The sequence below is a fragment of the Nonomuraea rosea genome, from assembly GCF_039539705.1.
Lineage (GTDB): Bacteria > Actinomycetota > Actinomycetes > Streptosporangiales > Streptosporangiaceae > Nonomuraea > Nonomuraea rosea.
Map to the genome: position 1 here is coordinate 31,703 of NZ_BAABDQ010000058.1, position 19,098 is coordinate 50,800.

A 19,098-nucleotide genomic window follows, 5' to 3' on the forward strand; every position below is an offset into this window, starting at 1 on the left:
GGTGGTGTCCGGGCCGGTCAGCGGTCGTCATGCCCAGAGAGGCTCTTCCGGCTGGCACCTGGGCAGTAGTCCCGGTCCCACTACATCGCCGGGAGTAGTGAGGCGGCCTCGATCACGCCGCGCCGGGATTCAGAACGTGTTGACGAGGAACACGTAGACGGCGGCGCCGATCCCGACGCTCAGGATCGTGCGGCGGCCGAACACGAGGTGCACGCCCGCGGTGCCGGCGGCCATCAGCGCCCGGTTCATCGACAGGCTGCCGTGCGAGCGCAACGGCACCTCGGACTCCTCGGTGCCCGGGCCCAGCACCTGCATGAATTGCCGGAAGGTGTTGGCTCGGAGGACCATCCGCTGCTCCTCGGCGTACAGGGCGAGGCGACGGTCGAGGAACTCGGGGCCTTGCTTGCCCCAGTAGCCGCTGCTGCTGTAGGAGCCGAAGCCGTCGAAGGTGCAGGTAGCGGGCAGGATGTTCTCCTCGAGTACGGTGGTCGGATGCGCCGATTCGGCTCGCTGCCGGCCTCTCACCTTGGCTACGAACGGGCTCGACCACCGAAGAAACACGTACTTGCCCCGACCGCTACCTTGCGGCTTGCCGGGCCGCCACGATCAACTTCCTGCTCGCGACGAGCGCCGCCTCCTTCTTCTCCTCAAGAGAATCCTCGGGGTCGCCTTGGCGCAGGACCACCCCGAGGATCAGCCGGTCGCGGTCTCCGGAAGCGGGACGAACGGCCCACAGCAGCGCTCCACCCGCCGCCGTGCTGGTGCCGGTCTTGAGACCGACCACCCCGGGCAGCCTGAGCAGCTTGTTGGTGTTGACGATCTCACCCGCGATACCCGGAACGGTGATCTTGGCGGTGGCGACGATGTCACGCAGCACCGGGTTCTTCATGGCCTGCCTGGCCAGCTTGAGCTGATCCACCGCCGTGCTGGCCGTGGTGGATTCATATCCGCTCGCCCCGGTGTATGTGGTGTTCTTCATGCCCAGCTTGGCGGCGGCCGCGTTCATCTTCCGGACGAAGGCCCCTTCCGAGCCGGCGTCCCAGCGGGCCAGCAGACGTGCGGCGTTGTTCCCCGAGGGGATCAGCATCAGCTCGAGAAGCTGCCGCTCGGTGAAGCTCTGGCCCGTGGTGATCGGCACCGTGGACTCGTCTCGGTTCCCTGACTCGATCGACGCCTGCCGGTCGACCCGGATGGACGGCCCTGCGGCGTTCCTGCCGAGCGGGTGGTCGCGAAGGATCACCAGAGCAGTCATCACCTTGGTGACGCTCGCGATCGGCACGGGCCGCTGTTTGCCGTACACGCTGAGGCTGTCCGCTTGCCCGGTGAACTCGACCGCCGCCTGCCCCATCGACGGCCAGGGCAGCGCCGACCCCCGGGCCACGGTGATCGGCGGCGGCTTGGAGCTCGGCCACGACAGTGGCTGGGCCTGCGCGCTGCTGTAGACCAGCCAGCTCCCGATGGCGAGGACGGCGGATATGGCGACGCCGAGCGTCCGCGTAGTGAGAGAAAGACGAGACGACAAGAGCTCTGCACCTCCAGGAGACCGGGGCGCGCTTCTCGCGCCCCCGTGGGTCGTGCGTCGGGATCGGCGTAGTGGTGATCGATGGCTTGGGGCGCAGTTCGTAGCGCGAGGGTTCGTTGCCGTTGACCTGAAGCCGATCGCGTCCCGCGATACGTGAGCAGCCGTCTCCACGGTGGCCACCACCCACCGGACCTCACGAAGAAGCTGATTCTGAGGCTCCGGGGAACGCCCAGATCTCACCCGTTCGACAGCCGGGAGACGAGGTTCCTTCGCGGCTGGTTGTGCCGCCCTCGGGATCCCGTGGGGCGCTTGGTGCTACGAGCGTGCCAATGGGTCAGCATCCGGGGGTGTTGAGCTGGAACGGCCCGCCGTTGACGGCTGCCGGCACCTTGCGTGACCCATGCCGGGGTGGGCGCCGTGGTCCTGCGGCGGGGCGGGATCGTGTGTGGTTCGTCCATGACGAACTACGATTGGCCGCGAATGTGCGGGCGTTGTGCGCCGTATGTCACCGTTTGTCGACGGCGGCCGCCATCGGCGCGTTCGTCGGTGTCGTCGGGGTGTTCGTGACACGACGATGACATGGCGTGGACGGTTTGGGGATATGCCGGGTCGAGAGTGGTGGGGTTGGCCTGCCGGGATGAGTTTTGGAGTGTGGTGTGGTGATGGTCGGTGGGTCGCGGGTGTTGCTGATCGAGGATGATGCGGCGGTGCGGGAGGGTCTTGAGCTGGCGTTGTCGGGCTTGGGGCATCGGGTGCGGGCGGTGGGATCGGGTGAGGCGGGGTTGGAGTGGTTGCGGGCGGGTGGTGTGGATGTGGTGGTGCTGGATTTGATGTTGCCGGGGATGGATGGGTTTGAGGTGTGCCGGCGGGTGCGGGCTTCTGGTGAGGTGCCGATCATCATGGTGACGGCGCGGGGTGAGGATGTGGATGTGGTGGCGGGGTTGGAGGCGGGTGCGGATGACTATGTGGTCAAGCCGGTGCAGGGCAGGGTGTTGGAGGCGCGTATTCGTGCGGTTTTGCGGCGGATCGGGCGGGAGCAGGCGGAGTTGGAGCGGTATGGGGAGTTGACGGTGGATCGGGCGGGGTTGGTGGTGACGGTCCGGGGGGCGGTGGTGAGTTTGGCGCCGACGGAGTTGCGGTTGTTGCTGGAGCTTTCTGGGGCGCCGGGGCGGGTGCACAGTCGTCAGCAGTTGCTGGAGTCGGTGTGGGAGCACGGGTATTTCGGTGATTCGCGGTTGGTGGATGCGTGTGTGCAGCGATTGCGGGCGAAGATCGAGGATGATTCGGCGGCGCCGGTGTTTGTGCAGACGGTGCGGGGGTTCGGTTACCGGTTCGGGCCGGTGTGAGCGGTGTGAAGGGTGTGCGCTGGTGGGGTCGGGTGACGGCGTCGAAGCCACCGTCGCGGCTGGGGTCGTGGGCGGGTTGGTGGCGGGGGTTGTGGCCGGGGTTGGGGTTGCGTGGCCGGTTGTTGTTCGCGTTCGGGTTGTTGTGTGTGGTGACGGCGGCGGCGGTGGCCGGTGGGAGTTATGTGCAGGCGCGTAACGAGATTTTGCAGCGGACTCAGGATGGTGCGGTGCAGGCGGTGAAGAGCCGTTTGGAGGACTTGTTCCCGTTGCGAAGTGCGACGCCGGATCAGGTGGGGCTGGAGGAGATCGCGGCTGCGGCGGCGGCGATTGAGGGGAACAGCGCGGTGGTCGCCGTCTATGGGGGGACGTACGCGCCGCTCCCGCCGGCTTCGCTCTCTTCGCCGTCCGGGCCGCCGCTGGGGCGTAGTGGTCCGGGTGGTCCGGGCGGTGGGGGCGTGCCGTTTTTGGAGCCGGGGATGATCCCGCCGGAGTTGCGGCGGGTGGTGGCCAGGGGTGAGGTGGCGTGGCAGCGGGTGGTGTGGCAGGGCGGATCGGGTCTGCCGCGTGGGCCCGGTCTGCAGGGGGAGCCATATCTGGTGATCGGTGCGCCGTTGCTGATCGCCGGGCAGGATCGGACCCGGCGGGCGTCGGGGATCGAGGTGTATGTGGTGCGGAGTTTGCTGGCCGAGCAGCGCAGTATCGATGGGCTGGCGGCGCGGGCGTGGTTGACGGGTGGTGGAGCGCTGGGGTTCGCGGTGGTGCTGGCGTTGCTGGCCGTTCGTGGGGTGCTGGGGCCGGTGCGGGAGTTGGGGCGGGCGGCGCGTTTGCTGGGGCGGGGGGAATTGCGGACCAGGATCGTGGTGCGGGGTTCGGATGAGCTGGCTGAGGTGGCGCGTACGTTCAACACGACTGCGGCGCAGTTGGAGCGGCATGTGGAGCGGTTGCGGGTGATGGAGGCTGATGCGCGGCGGTTCGTGGCCGATGTCTCCCATGAGTTGCGTACTCCGCTGGCGGCGTTGACGGCGGTGGCGGATGTTCTGGAGCGGGAGGCGGGCCTGTTGCCGGGGCCTGCGGGGCAGGCGGCTCGGCTGGTGAGCCGGGAGACGCTTCACCTCAGTGTTCTGGTCAATGATCTGATCGAGATCAGCCGGTTCGATTCCGGTGTCGCGGCGTTGACGGTGAATGAGGTGGATGTGGCGGAGTTGGTGGGGGCGAGTTTGCGGGTGCGGGGCTGGGTGGGGCAGGTGGAGACGGAGTTGGCGCCGGGGGTGGTGGCGTGGCTGGATCCGCGCCGGGTGGATGTGATTTTGGCGAATCTGGTCGGCAATGCGTTGCGGCATGGTGAGCCGCCGGTGACGGTCCGGTTGTCGGCGGGCCGGGATGTGCTGGTGGTGGAGGTTCGTGATCATGGGCCGGGGTTGGGGGAGGTTGTGCCGGCGCGGGTGTTCGACCGTTTCTACAAGGCCGGTCCGGCTCGGGCCAGGTCTGAGGGCAGCGGTCTGGGGCTGGCCATCGCTCGGGAGAACGCGCTGCTGCACGGAGGTGACTTGACGGTCGCCAACGCGCCTGGTGGTGGTGCCCTGTTCACCCTGCGCCTGCCCCGCCGATCACCCGACACCGACACACACGCAGACACCGACACGGGCCCCGGCGAAGGCCCGGAAGCAGGTCCGGAAGCAGGCCCGGAAGCAGGCCCGGCATGAGGACCGGCATGAGGACCGGCGCGAGGGCCTGTGGAAGGCCGGGGCGCGCCCATCGCGTGCTCGCTGCGGTCCTTGCCTGGCTGGCCGTGGGCCTCCTCGCGCTGGTGGTGGCGGGTTGCGGGGTGCAGCCCAGCGGTGCCATCGCCGCCGGTGAGCCACCCAGCGGACGCGTTGACCCGGACGGACACCAGGCCCCCACCTGGCCGATCACCCTCTACCTGGTCAAGAACGGCCGCCTCAGCATGGTGACGCGGCCCAGCAACCACCCCCTGCTCTCCACCGACAGGCTCGCCCTGCTGGCAGCCGGACCCACCATGGCGGAACAGGCGCACGGCATCACCACCGCCGTCCCACTCGAAGCCGGCCCGTTCTCGGTGACCTCCCCACAGGCCGGCCGGCTGGTGGTGACCCTGTCCACCCCGGCCGGCGACCTGTCCGCCCTGGCCATCGACCAGATCGTCTGCACGACCACCGCCACCACCCCGCACACCCCCACCAAGATCACCCTCACCGGCGCCGGCCAGAGCATCGGCCCCCGAAACTGCCCGAAGTAAACCGCACGCCGGAGCAGCCGACGCTCGGCGTGGCGATGGCCAGAGCGGCGACCGCAGACGCTGCCACGTTCGCCCTCGCTTCAGGTTGGTCGCGTGGCCGGAGCGGCGGGATGGCGCGGCAGGTGTTCGCCCAGCTCAGCCCACCGCGCGGGCACCATGTGGCGGCTCAGGTGGATCGGTACGCCCGTGCGGTGGTGCCGTACAGTTCCCGGTGCCACAGGCCGGCGCAGACACGTTCGATGCCGGCCCTCAGATGGCGGCGGTAGGTGGTGAAAGGCAGACCGAGCCGTTCCGCGGCCAGTTCCTGAGTGGGCGCGCCGCGCAGGAACGTGACCGACAGCGCCCGGTGGAACTTGACCGAGCGCGGATCCGCACGCAGGTCGTCGATCGCCTGGCGGAGCAGGTCACCCAGCGCCGCGGCCGGGTCCTGCCCAGCCCGCTCGGCGATCAGCCGGGTGCGCGTCAGCGGGGACGCCGCCAGCGCCTCCAGCCGCCGCAACTGGCGCAATGCCGTACGTACCGCCTCGGTGAACTCGGCCTCAGACAGCACCACCAGTCGCGCCGCCGTGGCGGCGCCGGGGCCACCGGCGGGGGCCGCGAGGAGCCGTTGGCTCAGCTGTTCCAGCCACGCCTGCGGCGGCACCGCGCGCCAGTCATGAGCCAACAGGGCATACGCCTCATCCCCCGCCTGCTCGCAGATATCACCCATTCCGAAATGCAGCCGGACATGCTCCACGCACGCCTGAAGCTCGATATAGGACCATGCCATCCGTTCGGCCCGCAGGCAATTGCCGATCACTCGCCACTGGATCACATCCATCAGCGGTGCGGTCGCGCGATACGGCGGCAGCGCCCATAGCCGGCTGACCGCCAGATGTTCGCCGGCGCGCAACGGGGTGGTGGCACGCGCATGCTTCCACGCCATGGCCACGAGGGGATCGGCCGTCAGCTCCTGCTCATCTGGTTCGGCGAATCGCAACCACGCCGAGAACGCCACCGGCTGGCCGGTGTCGGTCCGTCGATACAGCCGGAAGGCCTCCGGCTGACGTTCGACCCAGAAGGCGGCACAGCCCGCCGACGCCGCACCTTCTGCCGCCGCCTGGAGCAACGTGCCGACGTCCTCCTTGCGTACCGTCTCTTCCTGGAACAGGACCTCGGCCGGCGCCCCATGGTCGCGGTGCGGGTAGAGCAGGGCCGCCACCGCGCCGACCACGTCCACCTCGCCGGCCGTACGCACCCGCTCGGCCAGCTGCGCATGAAGGCGGTCGTGCATCACCGCATACCCCGCAGGATCGCGCCAGCGCAGGTCGGCCTCCAGCAGCTCCCGTACCACGTCATGCGGAAACAGCCCGCGGCTGCTCGACTCCACGAACGGCAACCGCCGCAACCACCGGAACACCGTCCCGGCCTCCTGCGGCAGGGCCGCCCGCAGCAGGTCCTCCGTCGTCGTGTACACGTGGGCGCAGATCTCCAGGGCATGCCGGTGCGCCGCCGAGGGCACCTCGCCCACCAGCTGATCCAGCAACGTGGCCACCACGTCCTGACGCGGCATCCACCGACTGCCAGCCCCGCTGTCCTGATGCGGCATCCATCGTCTGCCGGCCCGGTCGTCCTTCACCGCCACGGCCGCCCCCGACAGCAGCGCCAGCGGATGACCGCCGGCGAAGGCCAGCAGCGGCTCGCGTACCTCGGCCGGCACCCCGCAGGAGTCCAGCAGGGCCTGCGCCTCTGCGGCCCGCAGGTCGCGCAGCGGCAGCACCTCCAGCGCCTCCGCCCATCCCGGGTCGGCCTGCCATCGCATGTCCGGCGGGTTTCGCCCCGCGACCACCACCAGCGCCCCGATGGGCACCCGCGGCAAGAACCGATCGCGCAGCCAGCCCTCCCAGCGCTGAAGGTGTTCGACGTTGTCGATCAGCAGCACCGCGTCCGCATCGCGAAGCACCCGTTCGGCCTCAGCGTCAACCGTCGGCGACGGCTCCATCATGCGCCCGTCCACCATGGACACCGGCCGCCCCGCCATCGCGGCCTCGTGAGCGAACCGCCGCAACAAGGCCGACTTCCCGATGCCGCCGGGACCATGCACGTACAGAACGCTGCAGCCGCCGCCGTACAACGCCGTGTGGAAGACCGCGAGCTCTTCCTCCCGCCCCACAAACGCCCTCTCGCGCGCTGCGTGCAGCCGCCATCCCAGCAATCCGGACGTGGTGGCGCTCCCCGATGACATACCCCTTGCCCCTCTCGAATGCCCGCATCCGGGCTATGTCCGGTCCCCGTACTGGCTGACGTGGCCCACGCCGGGGTGCGGTCGTCGCCGTGGTGGCCTGCCGCCCCTGCCGGGGCGGTACTCGAAGTGCCACCACTCGTTGTCGTAGATGCGGTAGAGGTCGTGGCGGCCGCCGTGTTCCTCCAGCCAGCGCGCGCCTTCGTGCGGGCGCACGTCCAGCGCGACGCCCGCGACGTGCTTGGATTCCGCCGGTGGCAGCACGAGCATGCGTGCCAAGGCCGGGGAGCCGGAACGGCGCACCTCCTCGTCGAACATCCGCTGCTGGACAGCGGGATCGCGGTGTCCAGAGGTGAGGCCGATGAGCTGGCCATGACCCCAGAACGCCTCGGTACGCGCCGCGGCGAACGCCGCCCTGGCGCCGTCGGTGAGCCCGGTGAGGTCCTCGGCCGGGAACCGCATCCCCAGCGCCCAGCAGCAGGCCAGCTCACGGGCACGGCCGGGACGGCGGATGAACGCCGCAGGCAGCAGGAGCACGGCGAGGACCCACGTGACCACGGCGAACAGCCGGTCACGGGGCCGAGTCGGGATCGTGCGTGGCTCGTTCATGACCAACCACGATGGGCGACCAATGTGCGCGCGTTGTCAGCCGAATGTCACCGTTTCTCGACGGCGGCGACCGTGACAGGATGACCCAGCCGTACGGGAGATTCAGCGCAAGACCACCGATTCGGCCACCCGATCGGGTCGATGCTGTGCGGCGTCGGCATCACCGCTGGATTGACGCGATTTCCGAAATTCATTGAGCGCAGCCGCAAGCAGAGTGTTAATCGCCGTTTGGATGCAGATCGGCTCCTATACGATCATCGACGCTTGCGCCTTGATCGTGATGGGGAATGTGATGACAGATCTGTACGGAATCCGCGTGATAGCGCTGGAGCCGGAACAACGCCGGGCCCGGTTGCGCGTCTTCGTGACGTACTACGACGCCGATGAGTACGACCAGGCGCTGCTGGACGGTGATGCGAGTTTCTTTCTGCGCGTGCTGTGGGACGAGGCCGACACCCGATTCGAGGACGGCGGCCCGCTGGGCGAGCACGTCAGCTTGGATGAGATCCTCGACGAGGACTGGGTCGATGGCAACACCTGGCGGTTCATCGAGCGGTACGAAGCGGTGACGTCCAAAAACGTGCCGTTCACCAAGACGGACATCGCCAATCTGCCGACCAGACACTACGACCTGCATTGGTTCACCGACGAAGAGCTGCTGGTCCAAACCGACTACGACGTATGGGTAACCGATCCACGCTGGCTGGCACACCTGAGCGTGGGCCAGAACTGGACCACCACCTCGTACCCAACCCAGTCCGACCGGCTGCGCCCCGAGGACGCGCCACTCGTACCGGGTCCACGTCCGCCCGCTGCCACCTTCACCGTGTTCACGGTGGACTACGGCGACGATGACGCAGCCGGGGCACAGACCGCCAGCGGATCGGCGCTCTCCCCTGACGGCTGATGGCTGGCCGTTGCCGGCGGCGCGGGCGAGCTGGTCGTCTACGACGTTCCCGCCTGGACCGAACGGCTGCGCGTACATCCCGTGGCGCCGAACCGATACGCTCCCTCGCCGTTGATCGGACCGGGCGCTACCTCGCCGTCGGTGGCCACGGAGCTCTCACCGTGATCCGGCTTCGCGGCGGAGAGACGACATGCTTGCGCATTGGCCGTCACCCCTTGGCCATCGAGTCCAGCAGCCAGTTGTACCGCAGGCGCAACGCCCGCTCCCAGCCGGCCGCCGCGGCACCGATCGCGAGCGTGATGTTGAGCCATACCGGCAGACGGATGGGTGAGGTGAAAGTCCCGAAGCGCTCAATTACAGGGGGAAACTTGAAGGCCACTTCGATGAGCTGCGGAATGAGGAGAAGCAGCGGAATGACGAGCAAGATAAACGAGCAGAAGGCGATCCAACGGCTCAATACGGGGTACGCGCGGTCGAGACGCGCGCGGCGCCCTTCGCTGGAGCGCCGATCCGGGACGAGCTGGTGCTCGGCCCCCTCAGCGGTGACGTAATGGCAGCGCTTGAGCCCGAAAGCCGTCGGCGCTACTTCGATCGTGCCGCCCGGGACGGGAAAGACGGCAGGGAGTCTGGACTCGGCGTGATGCCTGCCATCGAGGTACAGCTGGGCCTTGCCTTTGCCATCCTCGGACAGAAACCGCTGCACATAGTTGACGTCGATGGCGTAGACCACCCGCCGGCCATCATCGTTCGTCAGCGGAAGATAGAACAAAGCCCGGGAAAGCGGCTGCCACCAGCGGAAACGCTTTAGGGGACGGCCATTTCCCGACTGGACCCGTTGCACAGCCCGGCGTCTCCGCCGCTCCTTGAACATCTCAGCCTCCATATCAGTCGATCCCTACGCGGTCTCCTCGCGCAGGGAGAAGCGAGGAGGGCCGTCTCCAGAAATGGGCGCTCGACTCAGCGCCTGGGGCGCGTTGACCGGTTGAGGCCCGCGCGCGAGTCGTGGTCAGCGCGTGTCGTCGTCCGTGTCCGTTGCCTGTTCGAGGAGAACGTTCAGGCGCTGCAGAACGCGTAGCTGTGCGGGGTTGTAGAACTCCACCACCGCGTGGGCCAACGTGCTGTTGGCCAGCTCCGTTCCTCGTGGCGAATCGGCCACCGGGTCGTTCGACCACGGGTGCTCTTCCCGCATCCTGCGGACCATCGGCAGAATTCGCTCGGCAATCCGGTCGACCGTGGCATCGTCGGCGTCCGGGGGAAGGACGTCGAATTCGTCATCGGTGTCGTCGCTCGCGGCGATGATCTGACGGAATTCCTCCATGCCCTCCTCGCTGAAAACCGTCGAATAGACCAAGAACAGAGACTGGTTCGCGTCGGAGAGCTTTCGAGAGATGGGAGCGAATTCGGTCGGCACATGCATCGGTGCGCGATGTCGCAGGATGACGGCCAGCTCCGCACGTACCCGATTGAGCCGTTCGATCGTCGCCTCCAACTCGGCATCCAGCACACGGATCGCCTCGTCCGGCTCCTCGTCAGCCCGCCCCATCGCCGCGACCTGCGACAACGGCACCCCCAGATCGCGCAACCGCTTGATCTGCAAGAGCCGGATCAAATGCGAGATCTTGTACTGCTTGTATCCGTTGGCCGCGCGCTCGGGCACGTCCAGCAACCCGATCTCGTGGTAATGCCGAATGGCCTTCACCGTCAAACCCGTAAGGTCGGCAAGTTGCCGGGTGCTCCACGCCATCGTCTGCCTTCCTCGTCGCCAGCAACTGCGCAGGTGCCCTACGCCACGCGCCCCTTGCTGCAGTCCACACCATGCCCCAAGGGCACAGTCAAAACGGCGCCCAGACGCGCCAGAACGTCGGGGGCTGTGGCGGCCGCACAAGGCGTGTTCGGCCAAGAAGGCTGAGGTGCTTCTCGACCCACTCCGTGACCAATTGTGCGGCGCTCCTTGACCGTGCCCCAAGGGCACGCTGTTAGCTCGGTGTCGCGAACAGCGCGACGAGGGGAGCTACCTGACCCTTGGCCCCTCCAGTTCGTCGTGAGCAGGCCACGCTCTCCGCGGTACCGCGCAATTGCCTTCCACCTCCGACGACAGGAGAAACGCATGTCATATCGCACGAGACCGGCCGTCGTCATGGGCGCCGCAGCGCTGACACTGCTGCTCGGCGCCTGCGCCGGCCAGCCCAGCGGGCAGGCCGACGACGCCCGCGCTCAGCAACCCGCCCCCTCCTCCCCCGGCACCGGCCTGGACCGCTTCTACCGCCAGAAGCCGGCATTCAAGCCCTGCGATCCACGACTGCCGCCAGGCGCGCCACCCGTCAAAGCCGAGTGCGCCCGCCTCAAAGTGCCGCTCAACTACCGAAACCCAACAGGCAAGCAGGCCGAGATCGCGCTACTGCGGGTGCCCGCACGCGGCAAGGACCCGATCGGGTCGCTCGTCCTGAACCCCGGCGGCCCCGGCTTCCCCGGCACCGATCACGCAGCCCTGATCGCCGCCGTATGGGCCACCTCGCCGATCACCGAACGCTTCGACCTGATCGGATTCGACCCTCGCGGCGTCGGCGCCTCAACCCCGGCACTCAACTGCTACACCGACGCCGAACGCGACCGCGGCGCCAAGCTCTCCTCCATCCCAGCTGGCCTCGACGACTGGACCGAACAGCAGACCCGCCGGCTCCTCCAGCAATGCGCCGAACGCTCCGGCGGCACACAAGTCCTCGCCCACGTCGGCACCCGCGACGTCGCACGAGACATGGACGTACTGCGTCAGGTCCTGGGCGATGCGAAACTCACCTACGCCGGCACCAGCTACGGCACCCGGCTCGGCGCCGTGTACGCGGAAATGTTCCCCAAGAACGTCCGCGCCCTGATCCTCGACGGCGCGATGGACCCGCTCGCCGGCACGCACGAGCGACGCATCCAGCAAGCCACCGGAATGCAGGCCGCGTTCGAACGCCTGGCCGCCTCATGCGCCACCCAGCAGGACTGCCCGCTCGGCACCAACCCCGGCCGCGCCACCAAGACCTTCCAGAAACTCGTCCGACCACTGATCGGCAAGCCCGCACGCACATCGGATGGGCGCGGCCTGACCTTCCAGGAAGCCATCGAAGGCGTACAGACCGCGCTGTACAACAAGGCGAGCTGGCCCACCGCCATCACCGGCATCATCGACCTGAGAACCGGCAAAGGCGACACCCTGCTAAAGCTCCGCGACAGCTACCACGGACGAAGCACCGACGGCGTCTACCCCGACTCACTCGAAGCCACCATGGCGATCAACTGCCTCGACGAGGAACGCCACACACCCCGGCAAGAGACCGCACTGAACCGGGCATGGTACAAAGCGGCACCGTTCACCGACCCCGGTCTCCCCGTCAAACAAGCCCGCGACGCCTGCGAACACTGGCCCGTCAAACCGACACTCGGCTACCCCTACGCCACCGACATCAAGGGCCTGCCCGACACACTCACCGTCTCCGTCACCGGCGACGCCATAACCCCGCACCAGGGCGGCATCAACCTGGCCAAGGCACTGGGAGGCAGCCTGCTCACCGTCGAAGGCGAACAGCACGGCGCCCTCCTGACCAACAACACCTGCATCAACAACACCGTGGCCACCTACCTCATCGACCTCAGAACCCCAGCAGAAGGGACCCGATGCGAACTCTGATCCGAACGGCCACGACCAGACCAATGACACGTCCATAGCCAGGAAAAGCAGCACGCATCCGCCATCGCGGCTCCCCCGTGCGCTCGTGCGCCGGCCGGGGGCCGCGCGCCGGGTGTGGTACTCGGCGACCCCAGCGGACGGGGCCGGAATACCGGCCGATCAAGCGTGCTGACGTCCGCGGGCGCAGCAGCGCCGCCATGAACGGCTGCCTTCGGCTCGTCGAGCACCTCATCAGCGCGGGCGCCGACGTCAACCACAGCGCTCGGTGTGACCGGACGATCCGGCTGCCGTCGCCACGCAGGATTGACCGCATCCCGCCTGCGGCTCTCAAGGCGGTTGCGAACGGGTCGGCATGCCGGGCGGCGATCACTCCGGGCGCGGAAGGCTCAGGACCCGGTCAACAAGCATGCGTGCGTGCCCGGCCTCGACTGGCCGGTTGAAGAAGATCAGGTGGAAGTACAGCGGGGCGATCACCACCTCCAGGAGCTCCAGCAGGCTCGGCGGCCGCTCACCCCGGCCGTGGCGTGTTCGAGCATGGTTTCGAGCTGTATGGCCCGCTGCACCAGGTACGCCTCGCCCTCAGGCCCCTTCGAGCCGACCATCGCCGCCCTGACGTACAGCATGCCCATGGGCGAAGCCACGTCCTCGGCCACCCTCGCCGCGTAAGCCTCCAGGTCGCCGCGCAGAGTACCGGTGTCGGGCACCGGGGAGCCGACGGTGAGCTGCTCGGTGACGATGTCGTCCACCAGTGCGCCCAGGGAGCCCCATCGCCGGTAGATGGTCGCCTGATGCACTCCTGAGCGCTCGGCGATCAGCGGGATGCTCAGGTCCTTGCTGGACGTGCTGCCCGCCGTCGCCGCCTATTACGTACTGCGTGCAGCGGGCGTGGGAGAGTACGTCGCGCTGCTGGCGGCGACCGCGACCGGCGCCGCCCGCGTGGCCTGGGTCGCCATCAGGGACCGGCGTCTGGATGGCTTCGCCGCCTGCACCGGCCTGGTGTTCGCGCTGGGCATGGCGTTGTCGTTCGTGACCGGTGACGAGCGGCTCCTGCTGGCGGTCAAGTCGCTCACCACCGCGGTCCTGGCCGTGGTGCTCGCCGGCACGTGCGTGGCCCGCAAACCCGCCGCCTTCGGCATCGCCAAGCGCTTCGGCGCCGAGGACGCGGCGATCGCGGCCCGCTGGGACGTCCTGTACGCCGACCGGCCCGCCTTCCGTCGCGTCTACCTGGTCATGACCCTCGTGTGGGCAGCCGGGCTCCTGGCGGAGTCCGCGATCCGCATTCCGCTGGTCTACCTGCTGCCCGTCGACGTGATGACGGGCCTGTCCACCGGGCTGCTGCTGGGCACGCTCGGCCTGCCCGGCGCCTGGAGCGCGTGGTACGGCAAGCGCGGCGAGCAGGCCGCAACGGCGTGAGGGGTGGTGATTCTCGGACCGGTATTCGTCGCGGTGGATCGCCGAGAACCGGGGCGACTACCTTGTTTGAGCTGCGTGGGATGGCGGCGGCGACAAGGCCCCTGGATCAGTTTCTCGCGCATGTGGAGGAGGGAACGTGACCTCCCAAGCCGCCTCGATCATCCGGAAGATCTCGTCCACCGCGGCCTCCGGATCGGCCGCCTCACGAGCCAGCGAATGGGCGTCGATCGCGAACCTCGCGATCGTCCGGCAGGCCGTTGCGCTCTGTGACAGGCCGGGGTCGGCCGCGATGGCCGCTGCCAGCGACTCCGCGTGGCGCAGCCGCATCGATGCCTCGTACTCCCGCAGAGCAGGTGATTCGTCGACCATACGCCAGATCGGGGCGGCGCCGTCCGCCGTGCAATGGCGCACCAGGGCCTGGATCTCGCGGCGCAGCGCGGGGATGAGCGGCTCGTGCGGCGGCCGGTTGATGACCGCCTGCGCGAGGCGTTGCTCGAAGTCCTCGTCCTGCTCGAACACCAGAGCCTCTTTCGCGGCGAAGTGGGAGAAGATCGTGGTGACAGCCACGTCGGCCTCGGCGGCCACGTCGCGGATGCCCACCGCGTCATATCCCCGCTCCAGGAAGAGCCGCAGGGCCGTGTCGGCGATCTTCTGGCGGGTCGCGGCCTTCTTACGCTCACGGCGTCCGGACGGCACGGTCATGCCCTGACACTATCAGATACAAAGGTGCATCAGTTTCAAAAAACTAACCGTTAGTGTTACGGTCGGCCGCATGAAGAAAGTGAGCTTCGCCGAGTTCGGCGGTCCGGACGTCCTGCAACTCATAGACGCCGAGGAGCCCCACGCGGGCCCCGGTCAGGTACGCATCGCCGTGCGGGCGGCGGGCGTGAATCCCTACGACTGGAGGCAGCGTGAAGGCCAGTTCCAGAAGGTCCATCCGATCGAGTTGCCCGCCGGCGTCGGGCTGGACGCCTCCGGGGTGGTGGACGAGGTCGGCGAGGGTGTCGAAGGGGTCGAGGCCGGCGACCACGTTTTCGGCGAAGGCTCGAGCACCTATGCTGAGTTCGCCGTGCTGTCGGCCTGGGCCCGGATGCCCGAGGGCCTGACGTTCGAGGAGGCGGCCGGGTACCCCTCCGTGGTGGAGACCGCGCTGCGCATCATCCGCCAGGTCGGTGTGCAGTCCGGGCAGACATTGCTGGTCAGCGGCGCGTCCGGAGGCGTCGGATCCGCAGTGCTGCAGATCGCCCGCGAACGCCGCATCACGGTGATCGGCACGGCCGGAGCCGCGAACCAGGACTATCTGCGTGGCCTGGGCGCCGTCGCCACGACGTACGGCGAGGGCTGGGTCGAGCGGGTGCGGCGGCTCGGCCATGTCGACGCGGCTCTCGATCTGGCCGGCTCGGGTGTGATCCGTGAGCTCGTCGAGCTGACCGGGGATCCGCGGAAGGTGATCTCCATCGCCGATCTCGGTGCGCCGGAGCTCGGTGTCCGGTTCTCCGGCGTGGCCGGGAGCCTGCCGGACGCGCTCGCCGAGGCCGCCCGCCTCATCTCGCAGGGAAAGCTCCACATCCCGGTCGAGAGGTCGTACACGCTCGCCGAAGCCGCGGCCGCGCATGCCGACAGCCAAGCCGGTCACACGCGCGGGCGCCGGGTCGTGGTCGTCTGAGCCCATTTCTGCACAGTTGCCGCTGCGCGCGGGGTTCCGATGGCAGTGGTGGTCAGCCACGCGGCGAGGATGGCCGGTCAACGGGTTCCGTCGGCCGGCCAGCCTCGCCGCCTGCTCACTGGTGGGGTTCTGACGGTGCCGTACGGGGCATCAGGGCGACGACCGGGAGGCTGAGGGCGGTGACCGCCAGAACGACGATGAGACTGACCTTCATCGCGTGGTCCAGTCCGGAGGTCGCGGCTTGGAAGAAGATCGAGGTGACCGCGGCCGAGCCGATCGCTGAAGCGAGCTGCTGGATCGAGCTGAGCGAGCCGCTGGCGCTGCCGGCTTCCTCAGGGCTCGCGTCGCCGAGAGCAACGGTGGGGATCGTGACGAAGCAGAGACCGATGCCGATGCCGATGACGAACAACGCCGGGGCCGGCGCCCAGAGGCTGACGTTCGTCCCGGAGTGATCGACGAGGGCCAGGAGCCAACCGCAACCGGCGAGGACGATGGCGAGGCCGAGGAAGACGAGGGTGCGACCGAGCTTGGCAACCAGACCGCCCATGGCGGCGAATCCGGCGACGATGAGCCCCAGGGTGAGCGGTACCAGGCCGAGCGAGGTGTCCCGCGGGCTGGCGTGCAGCCCCTCCTGCAGGAACAGCGACAGTACGAAGATCAGGCCGGTGCCGGCGGCGAAGACGGACAGGCCCACGAGCATTCCGGAGGTGAAACCCCGGTTCTGCAAGAGCGAGGGCGTGATGAGCGGGTGGGTCGCGGTGCGCTGACGGTAGGCGAAGGCAGCGAAGAACAGGCCGCCGGCGGTGATCGAGGCGACGGGGACGGCGCTCCAGCCGTTGGTCGAGCCCTCGATCAGGCCGTACAGCAGCCCGAGCATGGCTACGGCAAGGAGACCGGAGCCCCAGCCGTCGACGACGGTGGACCGGTCGCTGTCGTCGTCCCGCGGCAGGATCTTGGCGGCGATGACCAGCCCGACGCCGCCAAGGATGATGTTCGCGAGGAAGATCGGGCGCCAGGACAGACCGAACAGGTCGGCGCTGATGATGAATCCGGCCAGGACCGGGCCGCCGACGCTGGAGAGGCCGAGAATCGGGCCGAACAGCCCGAACGCCTTGGCGAGCATGTCGCGGCTGAACGCTTTCGTCATGATCGCCATGCCTTGCGGGATGAGCAGAGCCCCGAACGCTCCTTGGGCAACCCGGGCGGCGATGAGCAGGCCCGGGTTGGGGGAGAATCCGGCGACCGCCGAAGCCAGGGTGAACCCGCTCATGCCGATCAGGAAAAGCCGGCGTTGGCCGAACTTGTCACCCAGCCGTCCGCCGACCAGGAGCAGGACACCCATGGCGAGCATGTACGACGTTCCCAACCACTTGATCAGACCTTCGCCGCCGTGGAGCTCGCGGGCGATGGTGGGGGCGGCGATGTTCGTGACGGTCGCATCGATCACGTCGAGGGCTTCGGCAAGCAGCACCAGTCCCAGGATCGCCCACATCAGGCGGTTGGAGCGGCGTGTGGTGACGGTGCCCGGCTCCGTCAAGGTGGTCATCAGGAACGTCCTTCCCTTACCCGAGGCGCCCCTCCTGGGCGGCCTCTCACCACCCCTACGAACACCCCCGGCCCGATCCGACACCGCCCGCAAAAATTTCGTCGAGATCTTCCGGCGTTCTCTGGATCGATATCGGGCCTGACGTGGGGCCAGTACATGACCACCTGCGAGCAGGAGCGTGGCCGATGGAGCAAGAGGGAACGTGACCGGGCGGCTCGACGCCTACCGCAAGGACGGATCCGAGTGCGGTGCACGAGGACGACACCGCGTCTCTACGGCCGCCGCAACCCGGCGCCCCCGAATCCTGCGCCGTTGCTCGGCGAGAAGAGTCGGCGTCTGAACGGGTCAATGGCGTTCGCGCGTCGCCTTTGGGTGCTACTGCAGTTGGTCGCGGCGGCGGGTGAGGGAGGCGGTCTGGGCGGTGTTGCCGGCCAGGTCGATGGCCTGGTCGTAGGCGGTGCGTGCTTCGTGGTCGCGGCCGAGGCGGCGGAGCAGGTCGGCGCGGGTGGCGTGGTAGGCGTGGTAGCCGGCCAGGCTGGGTTCGAGGCGGTCGATGATGGCCAGTGCCACCTCGGGGCCGTCGAGTTCAGCGACGGCGATGGCGCGGTTGAGGGCGATGATCGGTGAGGGGTCGAGGTGGGTGAGCTGGTCGTAGAGGGCGAGGATCTGTGACCAGTCGGTGGCGAGGATGTCGCGGGCGGAGGTGTGCACGGCGTTGATCGCGGCAAGGATCTGGTAGCGGCCGGGCGCGATCCCGGTGGCGAGGCGTTCGCGTACCAGCCGATGCCCTTCGGCGATCAGTTCCGGGTCCCAGGCATGACGGTCCTGCTGGTCGAGGGTGATGAGTTCGCCGTCGGCGGTGATCCGGGTGGGGCGGCGGGCTTCGATGAGGAGCATCAGGGCGAGCAGGCCGGTTACCTCGCCATCCTGCGGCAGGAGGGTGCGGATCTGGCGGGTGAGGCGGATCGCCTCGGTGGTCAGGTCGTGGCGGATGGGGTCGGTGCCGGGGCCGGTGGCCAGGTAGCCCTCGTTGTAGAGGAGGTACAGCACGGCCAGGACGCCGGAGACACGTGTCGGCAGGTCGTCGGCGGAGGGCATCCGGTAGGGGATGCGGGCGGCTTTGATCTTGGCTTTGGCGCGGGTGATGCGCTGTTCCATGGTGGTTTCCTGGACCAGGAACGCGCGGGCGATCTCGGGCACGGTCAGGCCACCGAGCATGCGCAGGGTCAGGGCCAGGCGGGCCGGCATCGCCAGAGCCGGGTGGCAGCAGGTGAAGATCAGGCGGAGCCGGTCGTCGTCGATGACGCCGACCGGCTCGGGTGGGGTGGTGTCGTACGCAAGGTGGGCCTCCTTGTGCTTGTCCTCGCGTTTGTTCTCGCGGCGGAGCCGGTCGATGGCCTTGCGGGTGGCGGTGGTGGTCAGCCAGGCGCCGGGGTTGGGCGGCACGCCGTCGGCCGGCCACCGCTGCACGGCGGTCGCGAACGCTTCGGCGGCCGCCTCCTCGGCGATGTCGAGGTCACCGAAACGCCTGGTCAGGGCGGCGACCACCCGCGCCCACTCCTCCTGGTGGGCCTGGGTGATGGCCTCTTTCACGTCGCTCACAGGAACGGCCGCACCTCGATCTTCCGATCGCAGACCTTCGACGCCTCGGCGGCGAGCTTGAGCGCCACATCCAGATCGGGGGCCTCCCACACCCAGACGCCGGCGAGGTACTCCTTCGACTCCAGAAAGGGCCCGTCGGTGACCACCGCCTCCCCACCCCGGTTGTCGATGACCGTGGCCGCGTCGGTGTCCGCGAGTCCACCCGAGAAAACCCAGTAGCCCTCGGCCTGGAGCCGTTCGTTGAACGCGCTGATGGCAGGCCGCCTGTCCGTGCTGCCGGGATTGCTCTTGTCATCGATCACGGAAACCAGGTATTGCATCTGAAGATCATCTCCT

18 protein-coding genes are annotated in these 19,098 nt (G+C 68.5%); 7 read left to right on the forward strand and 11 right to left on the reverse strand.

Translation table 11 applies throughout. The features are described from left to right. Positions 1-129: 129 nt before the first annotated feature. Together ABEA43_RS61900 and ABEA43_RS61905 are read right to left on the reverse strand one after the other, a co-directional pair. Entirely contained in the window at positions 130-525 is a 396-nt protein-coding gene (locus ABEA43_RS61900; RefSeq protein ID WP_345578241.1) for a hypothetical protein, read from the reverse strand. 52 nt (positions 526-577) lie between these two features. Then, a complete protein-coding gene (locus tag ABEA43_RS61905) occupies positions 578-1,522 on the reverse strand; it encodes a D-alanyl-D-alanine carboxypeptidase family protein (protein ID WP_345578244.1) in 945 nt (314 codons plus the stop codon). 662 nt (positions 1,523-2,184) lie between these two features. Here ABEA43_RS61905 and ABEA43_RS61910 point away from each other — a divergent pair. From ABEA43_RS61910 to ABEA43_RS61920, 3 genes are all read left to right on the forward strand, one after another. Then, a complete protein-coding gene (locus ABEA43_RS61910) occupies positions 2,185-2,868 on the forward strand; it encodes a response regulator (protein ID WP_345578341.1) in 684 nt (227 codons plus the stop codon). Positions 2,869-2,987: 119 nt separating this feature from the next. Beyond that, positions 2,988-4,571, forward strand: coding sequence for an ATP-binding protein (locus tag ABEA43_RS61915; RefSeq protein WP_345578247.1), 1,584 nt, complete (start codon positions 2,988-2,990; stop codon positions 4,569-4,571). Beyond that, positions 4,568-5,125 (forward strand): hypothetical protein, encoded by a 558-nt coding sequence (locus ABEA43_RS61920; protein ID WP_345578250.1) that lies wholly within the window; start codon positions 4,568-4,570, stop codon positions 5,123-5,125. The genes ABEA43_RS61915 and ABEA43_RS61920 overlap by 4 nt, the downstream gene beginning before the upstream one ends. A gap of 166 nt (positions 5,126-5,291) precedes the next feature. On the opposite strand, the gene ABEA43_RS61925 is transcribed toward ABEA43_RS61920, so the two are convergent. Beyond that, a complete protein-coding gene (locus ABEA43_RS61925) occupies positions 5,292-7,319 on the reverse strand; it encodes an ATP-binding protein (RefSeq protein ID WP_345578253.1) in 2,028 nt (675 codons plus the stop codon). Between the two features lie 63 nt (positions 7,320-7,382). After that, positions 7,383-7,955: a D,D-peptidase/D,D-carboxypeptidase VanY-N gene (gene vanY-N, locus ABEA43_RS61930; RefSeq protein ID WP_345578256.1), complete on the reverse strand. Its 573-nt coding sequence runs from the start codon at positions 7,953-7,955 to the stop codon at positions 7,383-7,385. Positions 7,956-8,187: 232 nt separating this feature from the next. Between vanY-N and ABEA43_RS61935 the strand changes: the two genes are divergently transcribed. Next, the gene (locus ABEA43_RS61935; RefSeq protein ID WP_345578259.1) at positions 8,188-8,862 is read left to right on the forward strand and encodes a hypothetical protein; all 675 of its coding nucleotides are present in this window, start codon (positions 8,188-8,190) and stop codon (positions 8,860-8,862) included. 208 nt (positions 8,863-9,070) lie between these two features. Here ABEA43_RS61935 and ABEA43_RS61940 read toward each other — a convergent pair whose 3' ends face one another. Both ABEA43_RS61940 and ABEA43_RS61945 read right to left on the reverse strand, forming a co-directional pair. Further along, positions 9,071-9,733, reverse strand: coding sequence for a hypothetical protein (locus tag ABEA43_RS61940; RefSeq protein WP_345578262.1), 663 nt, complete (start codon positions 9,731-9,733; stop codon positions 9,071-9,073). A gap of 135 nt (positions 9,734-9,868) precedes the next feature. Further along, positions 9,869-10,606: a helix-turn-helix domain-containing protein gene (locus tag ABEA43_RS61945; protein WP_345578265.1), complete on the reverse strand. Its 738-nt coding sequence runs from the start codon at positions 10,604-10,606 to the stop codon at positions 9,869-9,871. Between the two features lie 393 nt (positions 10,607-10,999). Between ABEA43_RS61945 and ABEA43_RS61950 the strand changes: the two genes are divergently transcribed. Then, positions 11,000-12,535 (forward strand): alpha/beta hydrolase, encoded by a 1,536-nt coding sequence (locus ABEA43_RS61950; protein ID WP_345578268.1) that lies wholly within the window; start codon positions 11,000-11,002, stop codon positions 12,533-12,535. Between the two features lie 470 nt (positions 12,536-13,005). Here ABEA43_RS61950 and ABEA43_RS61955 read toward each other — a convergent pair whose 3' ends face one another. After that, positions 13,006-13,329, reverse strand: coding sequence for a TetR-like C-terminal domain-containing protein (locus ABEA43_RS61955; protein WP_345578271.1), 324 nt, complete (start codon positions 13,327-13,329; stop codon positions 13,006-13,008). Between the two features lie 25 nt (positions 13,330-13,354). Here ABEA43_RS61955 and ABEA43_RS61960 point away from each other — a divergent pair, with 25 nt between their 5' ends. After that, positions 13,355-13,948, forward strand: a complete 594-nt coding sequence (locus ABEA43_RS61960) for a VC0807 family protein (protein WP_345578274.1) — start codon at positions 13,355-13,357, stop codon at positions 13,946-13,948. Positions 13,949-14,005: 57 nt separating this feature from the next. Here the strand turns inward: ABEA43_RS61960 and ABEA43_RS61965 are convergent, their stop codons facing one another. Beyond that, positions 14,006-14,650: a TetR/AcrR family transcriptional regulator gene (locus tag ABEA43_RS61965; protein WP_345578277.1), complete on the reverse strand. Its 645-nt coding sequence runs from the start codon at positions 14,648-14,650 to the stop codon at positions 14,006-14,008. A 70-nt stretch (positions 14,651-14,720) separates the two neighbouring features. Here ABEA43_RS61965 and ABEA43_RS61970 point away from each other — a divergent pair, with 70 nt between their 5' ends. Further along, positions 14,721-15,614: an NADP-dependent oxidoreductase gene (locus ABEA43_RS61970; protein WP_345578280.1), complete on the forward strand. Its 894-nt coding sequence runs from the start codon at positions 14,721-14,723 to the stop codon at positions 15,612-15,614. Positions 15,615-15,729: 115 nt separating this feature from the next. On the opposite strand, the gene ABEA43_RS61975 is transcribed toward ABEA43_RS61970, so the two are convergent. The 3 genes from ABEA43_RS61975 to ABEA43_RS61985 form a co-directional block, all read right to left on the reverse strand. Next, entirely contained in the window at positions 15,730-17,160 is a 1,431-nt protein-coding gene (locus ABEA43_RS61975) for an MFS transporter (RefSeq protein WP_345578283.1), read from the reverse strand. 375 nt (positions 17,161-17,535) lie between these two features. Next, positions 17,536-18,762, reverse strand: a complete 1,227-nt coding sequence (locus ABEA43_RS61980; RefSeq protein ID WP_345578286.1) for an RNA polymerase sigma factor — start codon at positions 18,760-18,762, stop codon at positions 17,536-17,538. Next, on the reverse strand, positions 18,759-19,082 hold the full coding sequence (locus ABEA43_RS61985; RefSeq protein WP_345578289.1) for a YciI family protein: 324 nt from the start codon (positions 19,080-19,082) through the stop codon (positions 18,759-18,761). The genes ABEA43_RS61980 and ABEA43_RS61985 overlap by 4 nt, the downstream gene beginning before the upstream one ends. Between the last annotated feature and the right edge of the window lie 16 nt (positions 19,083-19,098).

Excerpts from the sequence above, each read along its gene's own strand:
- ABEA43_RS61910 (WP_345578341.1), top strand. The coding sequence starts at position 2,185 with ATGGTCGGTGGGTCGCGGGTGTTGCTGATCGAGGATGATGCGGCGGTG.
- ABEA43_RS61920 (WP_345578250.1), top strand. The coding sequence starts at position 4,568 with ATGAGGACCGGCATGAGGACCGGCGCGAGGGCCTGTGGAAGGCCGGGG.
- vanY-N (WP_345578256.1), bottom strand. The coding sequence starts at position 7,955 with ATGAACGAGCCACGCACGATCCCGACTCGGCCCCGTGACCGGCTGTTC.
- ABEA43_RS61935 (WP_345578259.1), top strand. The coding sequence starts at position 8,188 with ATGCAGATCGGCTCCTATACGATCATCGACGCTTGCGCCTTGATCGTG.
- ABEA43_RS61940 (WP_345578262.1), bottom strand. The coding sequence starts at position 9,733 with ATGTTCAAGGAGCGGCGGAGACGCCGGGCTGTGCAACGGGTCCAGTCG.
- ABEA43_RS61945 (WP_345578265.1), bottom strand. The coding sequence starts at position 10,606 with ATGGCGTGGAGCACCCGGCAACTTGCCGACCTTACGGGTTTGACGGTG.
- ABEA43_RS61950 (WP_345578268.1), top strand. The coding sequence starts at position 11,000 with ATGGGCGCCGCAGCGCTGACACTGCTGCTCGGCGCCTGCGCCGGCCAG.
- ABEA43_RS61960 (WP_345578274.1), top strand. The coding sequence starts at position 13,355 with ATGCTCAGGTCCTTGCTGGACGTGCTGCCCGCCGTCGCCGCCTATTAC.
- ABEA43_RS61965 (WP_345578277.1), bottom strand. The coding sequence starts at position 14,650 with ATGACCGTGCCGTCCGGACGCCGTGAGCGTAAGAAGGCCGCGACCCGC.
- ABEA43_RS61970 (WP_345578280.1), top strand. The coding sequence starts at position 14,721 with ATGAAGAAAGTGAGCTTCGCCGAGTTCGGCGGTCCGGACGTCCTGCAA.
- ABEA43_RS61975 (WP_345578283.1), bottom strand. The coding sequence starts at position 17,160 with ATGACCACCTTGACGGAGCCGGGCACCGTCACCACACGCCGCTCCAAC.
- ABEA43_RS61985 (WP_345578289.1), bottom strand. The coding sequence starts at position 19,082 with ATGCAATACCTGGTTTCCGTGATCGATGACAAGAGCAATCCCGGCAGC.